The organism is Phenylobacterium immobile (ATCC 35973), assembly GCF_001375595.1.
GTDB lineage: Bacteria > Pseudomonadota > Alphaproteobacteria > Caulobacterales > Caulobacteraceae > Phenylobacterium > Phenylobacterium immobile.
In genome coordinates this window covers 1981786-1995945 of the sequence record NZ_CVJQ01000001.1, presented here as the reverse complement: position 1 = coordinate 1995945, position 14160 = coordinate 1981786, and the positions used below count along the sequence as shown (strand labels likewise).

The following is a 14160-nucleotide window of genomic DNA, read 5'->3' as shown; positions in this document are numbered from 1 at the left end:
CCCATGGATTCTAAAGTCCTCGTCACCGTCATTCTTTTCGCGCCGCTAATCGCGGCGGCGATCGCGGGCCTGTTTGGCCGCAAGATTGGCGACAAACCCTCGATGGCCGTCACCACGGGCGCGCTGATGCTCGCCTGCGCGCTCTCCTGGACGGTCTTCAGCCAATGGACGTGGGGCCACCTCGAGCCCTTCACCATCCAGTATCTGCCCTTCATCCACGTGGGCGAGTTCCAGTCGAACTGGTCATTCCGCCTCGACGGCCTGTCGGCGGTGATGCTGGTGGTGGTGACCACCGTCTCGATGCTCGTGCACGTCTACTCCTGGGGCTACATGGCCGAGGACGACTCCAAGCCCCGGTTCTTCGCCTATCTGTCGCTGTTCACCTTCGCCATGCTGGCGCTGATCAGCGCGGCCGACTTCATGCAGCTATTCTTCGGTTGGGAAGGGGTGGGCCTGGCCAGCTATCTGCTGATCGGCTTCTGGTTCAAGAAGCCCACGGCCAACGCCGCCTCGATCAAGGCCTTCGTCGTCAACCGCGTGGGCGACTTTGGCTTCGCGCTCGGCATCATGACGGTGTTCTGGGCGTTCGGGACTATCCAGTTCGCCGAGATCTTCCCGCAGGTCGCGGCCAACGCCGATCGCGCCTGGGAATTCGCTGGCCACAGCTGGCGGCTGATGGATCTGGCCTGTTTCCTGCTGTTCATCGGCGCCATGGGCAAGTCGGCCCAATTCTTCCTGCACACATGGTTGCCGGACGCCATGGAAGGCCCGACGCCTGTGTCAGCCCTGATCCACGCGGCGACCATGGTCACCGCGGGCGTCTACATGGTCTGTCTGCTGTCGCCGATGTTCGAATTTGCGCCGGCGGCCAAGAACTTCGTGGCCGTTATCGGCGCGATCACCGCGCTCTTCGCCGCGACGGTCGGGCTGACGCAGAACGATATCAAGCGCGTCATCGCCTATTCGACCTGCTCGCAGCTGGGCTACATGTTCTTCGCCGCGGGCGTCGGGGCCTATCAGGCCGCCATGTTCCACCTGTTCACCCACGCCTTCTTCAAGGCGCTGCTGTTCCTGGGCGCGGGCTCGGTGATCCACGGCATGCATCACGAGCAGGACATGCGGCGTTACGGCAATCTGGCGAAATACCTGCCGGTGACCTATGCGGCCATGACGGTCGGCACGATCGCCATCACCGGCCTCGGCATTCCGAACCTGCACCTGGGTTTCGCCGGCTTCTATTCGAAGGACACGATCATCGAGGCGGCCTTCGCCGCGGGCCAGCACAATCCGATCGGCATGTTCGCCGGCTTCATCGGCCTGTTCGTCGCCTTCCTGACCGCCTTCTATTCCTGGCGGCTGGCGTTCTTCACCTTCAACGGCCACGGCCGCTGGGGCCATGACGACCACGCCCACGGTCACGATGACCACGCTCACGCTCCGGTCCATGCGGATGCGGCCCACGCCGAAACCCATGATGAGCCGCTGCCGGACGAACATCACGATGATCACGCCCAGGACGATCATGGCCACGCCCACACGCCGCACGAGAGCCCGTTGGTGATGCTGGTTCCGCTTGTCGTGCTGTCGATCGGCGCCATCGCCGCCGGCTTCGTCTTCGTCGACTACTTCGTCGGCCACCACGAGCACGAGTTCTGGCGCGGCGCGATCTTCACGGCCGAGCACAACCACGTCCTGCACGACGCCCACAACTCGCCGGCCTGGGTGACGTGGTCGCCGCTGGTGATGTCGGTGAGCGGCCTGTTGCTGGCGGCTTACATCTATCTGCTTAAGGAAGGCCTCGGCGCGCGGCTCGCGGCACGTCAGGGCCCGCTCTATCTGTTCTTCTACAACAAGTGGTTCTTCGACGAGCTCTACCAGGCCACCTTCGTCCGCGGGGCGAAGTTCCTGGGCGATGTCTTCTGGAAGGGCGGCGACCAGAAAATCATCGACGGCCTTGGGCCGGACGGGGTGGCGGCCCTTTCACGCAAGACCGGCGGCCTCGCCAGTCGGGTGCAGAGCGGCTACCTCTACCACTACGCCTTCGTCATGCTCCTGGGGGTCGCAGGTCTTCTGACATTCGCCCTCTGGGCTTGGAACGCGTGATCGGGGGCGCGTGAGATGACCGGTATCCTTTCTCTCATCACCTTCGCGCCTGTGCTGGGCGTGGCCGCCATCCTGGCGCTGCGCCTGCTGCGCGGGCCTGAAGATGCGCGCGCGGCCAATGCGGCGCGCTGGATCGCGCTCGGCACGACGCTGGCGACCTTCGCGCTGTCGATCCTGATGGTCCTGCAGTTCAAGGCGGCCGACGCGGGCTTCCAGTTCGTCGAGGAAATGCCCTGGTTCGCCGGCCTGCATTACCGCATGGGCGTTGACGGGATCAGCGTGCTCTTCGTGCTGCTGACGGCCTTCCTGATGCCGATCTGCATCGCGGCCTCCTGGTGCTCCATCGAGAAGCGCGTCCCGGAATATATGATCGCGTTCCTGCTGCTGGAGACGTTGGTCACAGGCGTCTTCTGCGCCCTCGACATCGTGCTGTTCTACGCCTTCTTCGAGTTCAGCCTGGTCCCGATGTTCCTGATCATCGGCATCTGGGGCGGCCAGCGGCGCGTCTACGCGGCCTTCAAGTTCTTCCTCTACACACTCCTGGGCTCGGTCCTGATGCTGGCCGCCATCCTCGGCATGATCGGCATCGCCGGCACCAGCTCGATCCCCGAGTTGATGGTCTACAAGTTCGACCCGATGCTGCAGACCTGGCTGTGGCTGGCCTTCTTCGCCTCCTTCGCGGTGAAGATGCCGATGTGGCCGGTCCACACCTGGCTTCCCGACGCCCACGTCGAGGCGCCGACAGCGGGCTCCGTCATCCTGGCCGGCATCCTGCTGAAGATGGGCGGCTACGGCTTCATGCGCTTCAGCCTGCCAATGTTCCCGCAGGCGTCTGAGGTGTTCGCGCCGCTGATCTTCGCCATGAGCGTGATCGCCGTCGTCTACACCTCACTGGTCGCCTTCCGTCAGACCGACATCAAGAAGCTGATCGCCTATTCGTCCGTCGCCCACATGGGCTTCGTGACCATGGGGATCTTCTCCGGCAACGCCGCGGGTGAGCAGGGCGCCATCTTTCAGATGGTCAGCCACGGGGTGATCTCCGGTGCGCTCTTCCTCTGCGTCGGCGTCGTCTATGACCGGATGCACACCCGCGAAATCGCCTTCTACGGCGGCCTGGTGAACCGCATGCCCTGGTACGCCGCGGTCTTCATGCTGTTCACCATGGGCAATGTCGGCCTGCCGGGCACCTCGGGCTTTGTGGGAGAAATCCTCACCATGACCGGCGCCTACCAGGCCTCGACCTGGACGGCGATCGGCGCTGCCTTGGGCATCATTCTCTCGGCGGTCTATGCGCTCAGCCTCTACCGGCGCGTGGTGTTCGGCGAGATGACCAATCCTAAACTGGCGGACATCACCGATCTTGACTGGCGAGAGGTGGCGATTTTTGTGCCGCTGATCGCGTCCACGATCTGGCTCGGCGTCTATCCGAACTCCATCTTCCACCTGACCGAGACCTCGGTCGACCACCTCGTTGCGACCTATCGCGCGGCGATCGGGGCCTGACATGAACTTCTCCGCAGACCTCAGCCTCGCCCTGCCTGAGCTGACCCTGGCGATCGGCGCCCTGGTCCTCTTGGTGGTCGGCGCCTTTGCGCCCAAGCGCTCCATGGCCGTCGGCGCCGCCGCCGTCGCCGTCCTGCTCGCAGCCGTCATCGCCGCGGCGACCGGTCCCTTGGGCCGCGGTTTCTCGGGCGGCCTCATCGCCGACCAAGCCTCTGTGTTCGCCAAGGTGGCGATCTACCTGGCCAGCGCCGCCTGCATTCCGCTGGGCCAACGCTGGTTCAAGGCGCGCGGGATCGACAACTTCGAATTCCCGATCCTGGTGCTGCTGGCCGCGCTCGGCATGGGCGTGATGGCCTCAGCCGGCGACCTGATCTCGCTCTACATGGGCGTCGAGCTGCATTCGCTCGCGCTCTACGTCCTGGCCGCCATGCGCCGAGACGACGCCAAGGCGTCTGAAGCGGGCCTGAAGTATTTCGTGCTGGGCGCCCTGTCCTCCGGCCTGCTGCTCTACGGCGCCTCGCTGATCTACGGCTTCGCCGGTTCGACGGTCTTCTCTGAGATCGCAGTCGCGACCCGCGGCGGCGCGGACGTGGGCGTCCTGTTCGGCCTGGTGTTTCTGCTTTGCGGCCTGGCCTTCAAGGTCTCGGCCGCGCCGTTCCACATGTGGACGCCGGACGTCTATGAAGGCGCCCCGACCCCGGTCGTCGCCTTCTTCGCCGCCGCGCCGAAGCTTGCGGCCATGATGCTTTTCGCCCGCGTCCTGTGGGAAGCCTTCCCTGGCGCGATGTATCAATGGCGCATGGTGCTGGTGGTGCTCGTCCTTGCCTCGGTTGCGGTCGGCGCTTTCGGCGGCCTGGCGCAGAAGAACCTCAAGCGCCTATGGGCCTATTCCTCGATCGCCAACGTCGGCTACGCCCTGCTGGGCCTGGCGTCTGGGACGGAGCAGGGCATCCAGTCGATGCTGATGTTCATGATCCTCTATATGGTCGACGTGACCGGTTTCTTCGCCTGCCTCAGCGCGCTTAGTCGCAAGGGTCGGTCGATGGAGACGATCGACGACATGGCGGGCCTCATCAAGGAACAGCCCGGCATCGCCCTGGCCATGACGGCCTTCTCGCTGTCGGCGCTGGGCCTGCCGCCGTTCTCGGGCTTCTGGGCGAAGTACTATGTGTTCAAGGCCGCAGTGAACGGCGGCCTGAGCATCGCCGCCGTTGTCGCCCTGGTGGGCTCGGTCGTGGCGGCCTTCTACTACTTGCGGCTGATCAAGGTGATGTGGTTCGACGCGTCCGTCGGCACGACAGAGCCCGCGCCTAGATCCGCTAAGAGCGTGGCCCTGGCGCTCGCCCTGTTCTCCTTCCCGGTCGTGCTGGTGGCGCTCGTCTGGTTGGATCCGTTGGCCGCTGAGGCCGCCCACGCCTTCGGCCTCGCCTAGTTGAGCCGCCACCCGCCGGTCGAAATCTACGACGAGCTGGATTCGACGAACGCGGAGGCGCGCCGCCGCGCCGAGGCGGGGAATGACGCTGCCGCCTGGATCATGACCCGCCGGCAGACCGCCGGGCGCGGTCGTCGCGGTCGCACATGGGACAGCGGCGCACGCAATCTCGCCGCGACTCTTCTGATGGCCATAGACAAGCCACCGGCGGAGGCGGCTCAAGTGTCTTTCCTGGCGGCGTTGGCCACGGCGGATCTCGCTAATGCGTGCCTTGGGCCTGGCGTCGCCCGGCTGAAGTGGCCCAACGATCTGCTGATCCATAACCGCAAGGCCGCCGGCATCCTGGTGGAGTCCGGCGCGCGGGGGGCCGGCGGGCTATGGCTCGCCGTCGGGATCGGCGTGAATCTCGCGACCGCGCCAAGCGACGTGGAACGCCCTGCGACAGCCTTCGCCGATCACATGCCCAAGGGCGGACCTGAACCCGAAGCGGCGTTGGAGATCCTGGCCGGCGCGTTCGAAGGCTGGCGGCAGGTGTGGGTCAACGGGGGGTTCGGCCCGATTGCGGCGGCGTGGACTGCGCGCGCTCATGGCCTGGGCGATCGCTGCGTCGCGCGCCTGCCGGCGCGAACCCTGCATGGCGTCGCCGAAGGTCTGGACCCAGACGGGGCCTTGCGGCTTAGGCTGGATGATGGCGGGGTCGAGCGGATCACCGCTGGTGACGTCTTTTTCGGAGAGACGTGAGCGATGCTTCTGGCGATTGAGCAGGGCAACACCAACACCATGTTCGCCGTGCACGACGGCGCGACATGGATCGCCCAATGGCGGTCGGCGACGGATTCCACCCGAACCGCCGATGAGTACGCTGTGTGGCTTTCGCAACTGTTGGCCATGGGCGGCCTTCAGTTCGAGATCGTTGACGCGTGCATCATCTCAAGCGTCGTGCCGCAATCGATCTTCAACCTGCGCAATCTCGCTCGGCGCTACATGCATGTTGAACCGCTCGTCATCGGCGAGAACGCTGAGCTGGGGATCCAGGTGCGGATCGATAAGCCGTCTGAAGCCGGAGCTGATCGTCTCGTCAACGCGATTGGCGCTCACGTCGCTTACCCAGGCGATCTCATCGTCATCGACTCTGGCACAGCGACAACGCTGGACGTGATTTCCGGAGATGGCGCATTCGAAGGCGGCGTGATCGCTCCAGGCATAAACCTGTCGATGGAGGCCCTTCACGCGGCTGCCGCCAAGTTGCCGCGCGTCGCGATCCAGCGCCCGCGGGGAAATACGGTGATCGGCAAGGACACGGTCTCAGCGATGCAGTCCGGGGTCTTCTGGGGTTATATCGCCATGATCGAAGGCATGGTGGCGCGCATCAAAGGGGAATGGGGTAAGCCCATGACCGTGATCGGCACCGGTGGCGTCGCCTCGTTGTTCCATGGCGCGACAACCGCCATCGACCACTTTGATCCGGACATCACGATACGCGGTCTGCTTGAAATCCACAGGACCAACACGACGGGCAAAGACCCGATTGGGAGAGAGAATGCCCCGAGCTGAAGCCGACGACGAGCTCGTCTTCCTGCCGCTGGGCGGGTCGAACGAAATCGGCATGAACTTCAACCTCTACGGTTTCGGTCCTCCGCACGCGCGCAAGTGGATTGTCGTTGATATGGGCGTGACCTTCGGCGACCAGACGACGCCGGGGGTGGATATCATCCTGCCGGATCCGCAGTTCATCCAGGACTACGCTGACGACATCCTGGGCATCGTCATCACCCATGCCCACGAGGACCACGTCGGCGCCGTCGCGTGGCTCTGGCCGCGCCTGCGGGCCCCGGTCTACGCCACGCCTTTCACCGCCTTCATCCTGCGCGAAAAGCTGCGTGAGGCGGGCATCCTCGAGGATGTCTCGATCACCGAAGTGCCGCTCAGCGGAACGTTCGAACTTGGCCCCTTCAGCCTGGAGTTGGTGACGCTGACCCACTCGATCCCGGAGCCCAACGGCCTGGCGATCCGCACACCTCTCGGCGCCGTGTTGCATACGGGCGACTGGAAGATCGACCCCGATCCGCTTCTCGGCGGCGTGACGGACGAAGACGCGATCCGCCGGTTGGGCGACGAAGGCGTGCTCGCCATGGTCTGTGATTCCACCAACGTCTTCGTTGATGGCACGGCAGGCTCCGAGGCCGAGGTGCGAGAGGCGCTGACGAGCCTGATCAGCGGACTCTCCGGGGCTGTCGCGGTCGCCTGCTTCGCCTCGAACGTCGCCCGCATGGACAGCGTGACCCGCGCCGCCGAGGCCGCCGGTCGTCGTGTCGCGCTCGCTGGCCGATCGATGCACCGAATGGCCGCGGCCGCGCAGAGCGTCGGTCTGATGCAAGGCCTCAAGCCTTACCTAAATGACGCCGAGGCCAAGGGTTTTCCGAAGGACAAGGTGCTTTACCTATGCACGGGCAGCCAGGGTGAATCCCGCGCGGCCCTCGCACGCATCGCCGAGGGTTCGCACCCATATGTGCGCCTGGGCGAAGGCGACCACGTGATCTTCTCGTCGCGGGTCATTCCCGGCAACGACATCCCCATCCGCAACCTGCAAAATCGGCTGTCCGACCGCGGCGTGCGCCTCTACACAGAGCGCGACCATCCGGGGATCCACGTTTCAGGCCACCCATGCCGCGATGATCTGGCGCAGATGTACGCCTGGGCTCGCCCCGAGATCGCCGTACCGACCCATGGCGAGCGTCGCCACCTGTTGGAGCACGCCGCATTCGCTCGCGATCTGCAGGTGCCGCAGCAGGTGACCCCGCGCAACGGCGACATGGTGCGCCTGGCGCCCGGCCGCGCCGAGATCATCGACGAAGTCCCCGCCGGACGGCTCTATGTCGACGCGGGCATGATGACCAGCGAGGATGGCGATGCGCTGAAGGAACGTCGCCACGCCGCCTCCAATGGCGTGATCGTCGTCGCCCTGGCCGTCGATGGCCGCGGGCGGCTGGCGTCCGGGCCGCAGGTGCGCGCACTCGGCTTGCCCTCGGAGGAGGATAATCCTCTGGAGGATATGCTCGACGATCTGGCCGAGGAGGCGACTCGGGCCTTTCACGGTCTGTCTGGCGACAACCGCGAACTCGACGGCGAGATCGAAAGCGCGGTCTCCCGTGCGGTGAAGAAGGCCAGCCAGCGGTTCTGGGGCCGCAGGCCTGTCGTCGAGACCACGGTCCTGCGGCTCTGATCGACAGGGCGGGGTGATGCTGGACCACAGACGGCTCACCATTCTCATCGCCCTGGCCCTTGGGCTCTGGCTTGGCGCGACGGCGTTCATCCGCCTTCTGCCCGCCGCGTTGAGCGACCCGATCTGGGTGAGCGCCTCCTTCGCCGCCATGGCGCCTCTAGGCTGGCTCAGCGTTCAGGTGATCGGCCGCCTGGCCGGCCTGAAGGGGCCGGACCTGCTCGCCGGCGTCGCGGTCGTGGGCGCCGTCGCCATGATGATTGACGGCCTGGTGCTGGCTTGGAGGCCGGAGGTTTATGCGCCGACGCAGAGCGGCGCGCGGCTGGGCGGGGCGTGGCTGCTGTGGGGCTATGGCCTCAGCCTGGGGATCGCGCTGTGGATGAGCCGTGCGAACACAAAGTGATTGGCGGCTATTGCTATGAGAACAAAAGGCGAATAGGAACGAACCCGGAACGGCGTTGCGCTGCCCACAGCTGCGCCCACAGGAGTTTTCGTCACATGGTTCGTCTCGCGCGGGAATCGCTGGCATTTGCATCCGTGGCCAGCTTTGTCTGGATGGTCGTTCAGGTGACCGGCTACATCGGCTGATCAGGAGGATGCGTTGACCGCAGGCGAGCACGAGGGCTTCGTTCACCTGCGGGTGCGGTCGGCCTATTCGCTGCTTGAAGGCGCGATCAAGGCGGACGCGATCGGCACGTTGGCCCAGGCGGCGGGCATGCCGGCGGTGGCCCTTACCGATCGAGCCAACCTCTTCGGCGCGCTGGAATTCTCGGTCGCCACCAAGGGCGCTGGCGTCCAGCCGATCATCGGCTGCGCACTCCCGGTGTCGGGGCTGGGCGAGGGCGGTCCGGACCGCTGGTCGAAAATCCCCACCCTTGTCCTGCTGGCCCAGAACGAAACGGGTTACCTCAACCTCTGCGAACTGTCGTCGGCGGCCTATCTTGAGATCGAACCGTCGGACGAGCCCCATGTGCCCTGGGAGAAGATCAAGGCCCATGCAGGGGGCCTGATCCTGCTGTCGGGCGGGCCGGACGGCCCCGCCGACCCGCTGTTCGCCGCCGGCAAGACCGAAGAGGGGCGCGCCGTCCTGGCGGACATGCACGCCGCCTTTACTGATCGCTTCTACGTTGAACTCCAGCGCCACGGCTTGCCCGGCGAGGCTGCGGCCGAGCCTGAACTGGTCGCCTACGCCTATGAGACCGAGGCGCCGCTGGTCGCCACCAACGACGCCTACTTCAAGGGCCGCGGCATGCATGCCGCCCACGATGCGCTGCTCTGCATCGCCGACGGCGCCTTCATCGGCCAGGACGAACGTCGCCGCGTCACAGCCGAACACTGGTTCAAGCCGGCCGCCGACATGAGGGCGTTGTTCGCCGACCTGCCGGAGGCCTGCGACAACACCCTCGACATCGCGCGTCGCTGCGCCTTCATGGTCAAGAAGCGCGACCCGATCCTGCCGACCTTCCCGACCGAGGGCGGCCGCTCCGAAGCCGACGAACTGGCCCATCAGGCGCGCGAAGGCCTGAAGGCGCGCATGGCCAGGGGCCAGGCCAATGTCTACCCGGTCGAAGAGTACGAAGCGCGGCTGGAGCGGGAGATCGGGGTCATCGCCCAGATGGGTTTCCCCGGCTACTTCCTGATCGTCTCGGACTTCATCAAGTGGGCGAAGGCCCACGATATTCCAGTCGGCCCGGGCCGCGGTTCCGGCGCCGGCTCGCTGGTCGCCTATTCGCTGACGATCACCGACCTCGACCCCCTGCGATATGGCCTGCTGTTCGAGCGCTTCCTGAACCCTGAGCGGGTCTCGATGCCCGACTTCGACATCGACTTCTGCCAGGAGCGGCGGGTAGAGGTGATCAGCTATGTCCAGCAGCGCTACGGTGAAGACCGGGTGGCGCAGATCATCACGTTTGGAACGCTGCAGGCGCGCGCGGTCCTGCGCGACGTCGGTCGCGTTTTGCAGTTGCCGCTCGGGCAGGTGGACCGCCTGGCCAAGATGGTGCCGGCAAATCCGGCCAACCCCGTCACCCTGGCCAAGGCCATTGAGATCGAGCCAAGGCTGCAACAGGCCAAACGCGACGACGACGCCGTGGCCCAGTTGCTGGAGGTCGCGCTCCAGCTGGAGGGCCTTTACCGCAACGCGTCGACGCACGCCGCGGGCGTGGTGATCAGCGATCGGCCGCTCACTGAACTGACGCCGCTCTACCGCGATCCGCGTTCAGAGCTGCCGGCGACCCAATTCAACATGAAGTGGGTCGAAAGCGCCGGGCTGGTGAAGTTCGATTTCCTGGGGCTAAAAACGCTCACCGTCATCGACCGCGCGCTCAAGTATCTGGAGAAGCGCGGCGCTGGCGTCGACATGGCGGCGATTCCGCTCGACGACGCGGGCGCCTATGAGCTGATGAGCAACGCACAGACGATCGGCGTCTTTCAGTTGGAAGGGCAGGGGATGCGCGACACCCTGCGCCAACTGCGGCCCAATTCGATCGAAGACGTCACCGCCATCGTCTCGCTCTATCGGCCAGGGCCGATGGAGAACATCCCGTTGTTCGTCGACAACAAGTTCGGCCGCAAGGCGATCGACTACCTGCATCCAAGCCTCGAAGGGGTGCTCAAGGAGACTTACGGCGTCATCGTCTACCAGGAACAGGTGATGCAGATCGCCCAGATCCTGGCGGGCTATAGCCTGGGCGAAGCCGACCTTCTGCGCCGCGCCATGGGTAAGAAGAAGAAGGAGGAGATGGACCTCCAGCGCGCCCGGTTCATCTCCGGCGCCGAGGCCAACAATGTGCCGGCGGCCCAGGCCGGCTCCATCTTCGATCTGGTCGACAAGTTCGCGGGCTACGGCTTCAACAAGAGCCATGCGGCCGCCTACGCCGTCGTCAGCTATCAGACCGCCTGGCTGAAGGCCAACGCGCCAGTCGAGTTCTTCGCTGCGTCCATGAGCCTCGACATGGCCAACACCGACAAGCTCTCGGTGTTCTACCAGGACGCCCGGCGCTTCGGCGTGAAGGTGAAGAGCCCTGACATCAACTGCTCCGGCGCCGACTTCGAGGTCGACGACGGCGAGGTGCTCTATGCGCTAGGCGCTATCCGCAACGTCGGCTTCCAGGCGATGCAGCATGTAGTTGAGGTGCGCCGGGCCGGCGGGCCGTTCCGCGACCTGTTCGACTTCGTCGAGCGTGTTGATCCGCGGCAGGTGAACCGCCGGACCTTCGAGACCCTTGCCCGCGCCGGCGCCTTTGATTCCATCCACCCCAGCCGCGCCCAGGCTTTTGCGGCGGCCGAGAAGCTGGTCGCTTACGGGCAGGGCGTGGCGTCCGACCGCGCCTCTGACCAGTTGAGCCTTTTGGGCGACCAGTCCGACGCCGCGCGGCCGCGCCTGGTCAAGACCGAACCCTGGAGCGCCGTCCAGCGCCTGGACGAGGAACTGGCCGCCGTCGGCTTCTACCTGTCCGGCCACCCGCTCGACGACATGGTTGAGGCGCTCCGCCGCAAGCGCACCGAACTTTACGTCGACGCGATCGCCAAGGCCGAGGCCGGCGCGGAGGCCTTGCGCATGGCCGGCGTCGTGCGCCGCAAGACCGAGAAGCCGTCACGGACCGGCGAGAAGTTCGCCTTCGTCACCTTCTCCGATCCGACTGGCGAATACGAGGTGCTGTTCCCGCCGGAGACGCTACGCCAGTGCCGCGACCTGCTGGAGCCCGGCGCGGCGCTTTCCCTGCGCGTGCGGGTGAAGGCGCGCGACGGCGAGGTCCGCTTCTTCGGCGACGGCGTCGAGCCTGTGGAAAAGGCCGTGGAGAACGCCACCGCCGGCCTGCGCGTTCACGTCGCCGCCGCCAGCGCCGAGATTGAGGCCTTGAAGGCCCGGCTGGGCGTCACCAACCCTCGCGGCGGCGAAATCGTTCTGGTCGCCAATCTTGGCGCCGGCCGCGAGGTCGAGGTGAAGCTGCCGGAACGCTACAGCCTGGATCGGGCGGTGCGCGGCGCGATCAAGACGGCGCCGGGCGTGCTGTTCGTCGAAGAAGTCTAATCGACGCATACGGATCAACGGCGCCGCTTCAGCGTTGAAGGAACAACCTTTCAGCTGAGTACGCCCCATGCACATCAAATCTATCGCCGTCGTCTCCACGGCCCTCGCGCTTGCCGGCGGCGCGGCCTGCGCCCAGGTCATGCCCTTTCGCGAGGTCACGCCGCAGAAGACCTGGACGGTGGATGTGGGCGCCGGCGTCCTCTATAGCGGCCGCCGGGCCAGCGGGCGTGACGCCAAGGCGCGCGTCGCCCCGTGGCTGGCCGTCAACTACAAAGACCGGTTCTTCGCCGATCCCTTCAATGGCGTCGGCGCCAACCTGATCAAGGGCGACGCGATCCGGGTCGGCGTGCAGGTCGAGCCGCAGTTCTCCGCCGGCCGGCCGACCATCGCTCCCAACCTCGATCGGCCCGGCTTCGGCGCGAACGCCGGCGGCTACGCCTACGCCCGGCTTCCTGGCAACTTCGTCTTCGGCGGCCAGGTCGGCCACGACGTCACCGGGCAAAGCGACGGCCTGACCTACCAGGTCACGCTCGCCCAGCAGTCGCGCACGCCGATCGGCCTTCTCGCGACCCAAGCCTATGTTCGTGGGGCGGACGCCAAGCGCATGCGCGCCTATTACGGCGTAACCCCGGCGGAGGGCGCGGCGAACAGCCTGCCGGCCTATACGCCCGGCGGTGGTCTCCAGGGCGCGGGCGTGCTGGCCTTCATGCTGACGCCGATTGGTAAAAACCTCGGCGCCGGAGTCATGGCCAACTATGAGCGGATCATCGGCGACGCGGCCGACAGCCCGATCATCCGCAAACGTAACGACTTCCGGGTGGCCTTCCTGGTGGCCAAGCGCTTCAGCTGGAGCTGACCGCCTAAACCCTTGCAATTTCGGTGCTTCACGCCTATTTGCGGCGCCATTCCATCACGCAGGTGTTTGGCGAGGCCGGGGAGACATCCCGTCCTTCCAATCCGGTCCCTCCACCAGGAGGGGTTGCCTGCGGAGGTTCAACCGGAAAAAGGACATACGAAGACATGGCTCTTCCCGAATTCTCTATGCGCCAACTGCTCGAAGCCGGCGCCCACTTCGGCCACCAGACGCACCGCTGGAACCCGAAGATGGAAAAATTCATCTTCGGCAGCCGCTCGAACATCCACATCATCGACCTGTCGCAGTCGATTCCGCTCCTGCACCAGGCCCTGGTGAAGGTGCGTGAAGTCGCCGCCGGCGGTGGCCGCATCCTGTTCGTGGGCACCAAGCGTCAGGCTTCCGAGCCGATCGCCACCGCGGCCCGCCGCAGCGCCCAGTACTATGTGAACCACCGTTGGCTGGGCGGCACGCTCACCAACTGGCGCACCGTCTCCGGCTCGATCGCGCGTTTGCGCGAGCTTGAAGGCGTCCTGGACGGCGGCGAAACCGGTGGCCGCTTGAAGAAGGAGCTGCTGCAGCTGACCCGCGAGCGCGACAAGCTCGAGCTGTCGCTGGGCGGCATTAAGGACATGGGCGGCATCCCTGACCTGATGTTCGTGATCGACACCAACAAGGAAGCGATCGCGATCCAGGAAGCCCGGAAGCTGAACATTCCGGTGATTGCTATCCTCGACACCAACTGCAACCCGGACGGCATCACCTATCCGATCCCAGGCAATGATGACGCCGCGCGCGCCATCCAGCTGTACTGCGACCTGATCGCCGACGCCGTCCTCGACGGCCTGGCGGCCGGCCAGTCGGCGGCGGGTGTCGATCTCGGCGCCTCGGAAGCCCCGGTCGAGCCGACGCTCGCCCGCGAGCTGACCGGCGAAGAGGCCGAGCCGGCCGTTGAGACCTCTCTGGAAGCGGCGGTCGAACCGGCCGCTGAAGAACAGGCGAGCTGAGCCCAAAAG

Annotated in this window: 11 protein-coding genes; all 11 read left to right on the top strand. The window is 65.8% G+C overall.

The genetic code is table 11. The annotated features are described in order from the left end of the window. Positions 1-3 precede the first annotated feature (3 nt). The 11 genes from nuoL (at position 4) to rpsB (ending at position 14151) form a co-directional block, all read left to right on the top strand. Positions 4-2103: an NADH-quinone oxidoreductase subunit L gene (gene nuoL, locus BN1313_RS09755; protein WP_091739711.1), complete on the top strand. Its 2100-nt coding sequence runs from the start codon at positions 4-6 to the stop codon at positions 2101-2103. Between the two features lie 15 nt (positions 2104-2118). Next, complete coding sequence (locus BN1313_RS09750) at positions 2119-3606, top strand: NADH-quinone oxidoreductase subunit M (RefSeq protein ID WP_091739707.1); 1488 nt, start codon at positions 2119-2121, stop codon at positions 3604-3606. A gap of 1 nt (position 3607) precedes the next feature. Continuing rightward, positions 3608-5038, top strand: a complete 1431-nt coding sequence (gene nuoN / locus BN1313_RS09745; protein WP_091739705.1) for an NADH-quinone oxidoreductase subunit NuoN — start codon at positions 3608-3610, stop codon at positions 5036-5038. Further along, on the top strand, positions 5039-5779 hold the full coding sequence (locus BN1313_RS09740; RefSeq protein ID WP_091739702.1) for a biotin--[acetyl-CoA-carboxylase] ligase: 741 nt from the start codon (positions 5039-5041) through the stop codon (positions 5777-5779). A gap of 3 nt (positions 5780-5782) precedes the next feature. Beyond that, positions 5783-6592: a type III pantothenate kinase gene (locus tag BN1313_RS09735; protein WP_091739699.1), complete on the top strand. Its 810-nt coding sequence runs from the start codon at positions 5783-5785 to the stop codon at positions 6590-6592. Further along, the gene (locus BN1313_RS09730) at positions 6579-8261 is read left to right on the top strand and encodes a ribonuclease J (RefSeq protein WP_091739696.1); all 1683 of its coding nucleotides are present in this window, start codon (positions 6579-6581) and stop codon (positions 8259-8261) included. Before BN1313_RS09735 ends, BN1313_RS09730 begins: the two co-directional genes overlap by 14 nt. 16 nt (positions 8262-8277) lie before the next feature. After that, entirely contained in the window at positions 8278-8661 is a 384-nt protein-coding gene (locus BN1313_RS09725; RefSeq protein ID WP_218054343.1) for a hypothetical protein, read from the top strand. A gap of 95 nt (positions 8662-8756) precedes the next feature. Continuing rightward, on the top strand, positions 8757-8846 hold the full coding sequence (gene sidA / locus BN1313_RS17100) for a cell division inhibitor SidA (RefSeq protein WP_091739693.1): 90 nt from the start codon (positions 8757-8759) through the stop codon (positions 8844-8846). A gap of 13 nt (positions 8847-8859) precedes the next feature. After that, positions 8860-12291 carry a DNA polymerase III subunit alpha gene (dnaE, locus tag BN1313_RS09715; RefSeq protein WP_091739691.1) on the top strand — a complete coding sequence of 1144 codons (3432 nt, stop codon included), beginning with the start codon at positions 8860-8862 and terminating at the stop codon, positions 12289-12291. Between the two features lie 67 nt (positions 12292-12358). Beyond that, positions 12359-13147 carry a MipA/OmpV family protein gene (locus BN1313_RS09710; protein ID WP_091739688.1) on the top strand — a complete coding sequence of 263 codons (789 nt, stop codon included), beginning with the start codon at positions 12359-12361 and terminating at the stop codon, positions 13145-13147. A 164-nt stretch (positions 13148-13311) separates the two neighbouring features. Beyond that, a complete protein-coding gene (gene rpsB / locus BN1313_RS09705) occupies positions 13312-14151 on the top strand; it encodes a 30S ribosomal protein S2 (RefSeq protein ID WP_091739685.1) in 840 nt (279 codons plus the stop codon). Positions 14152-14160: the final 9 nt, after the last annotated feature.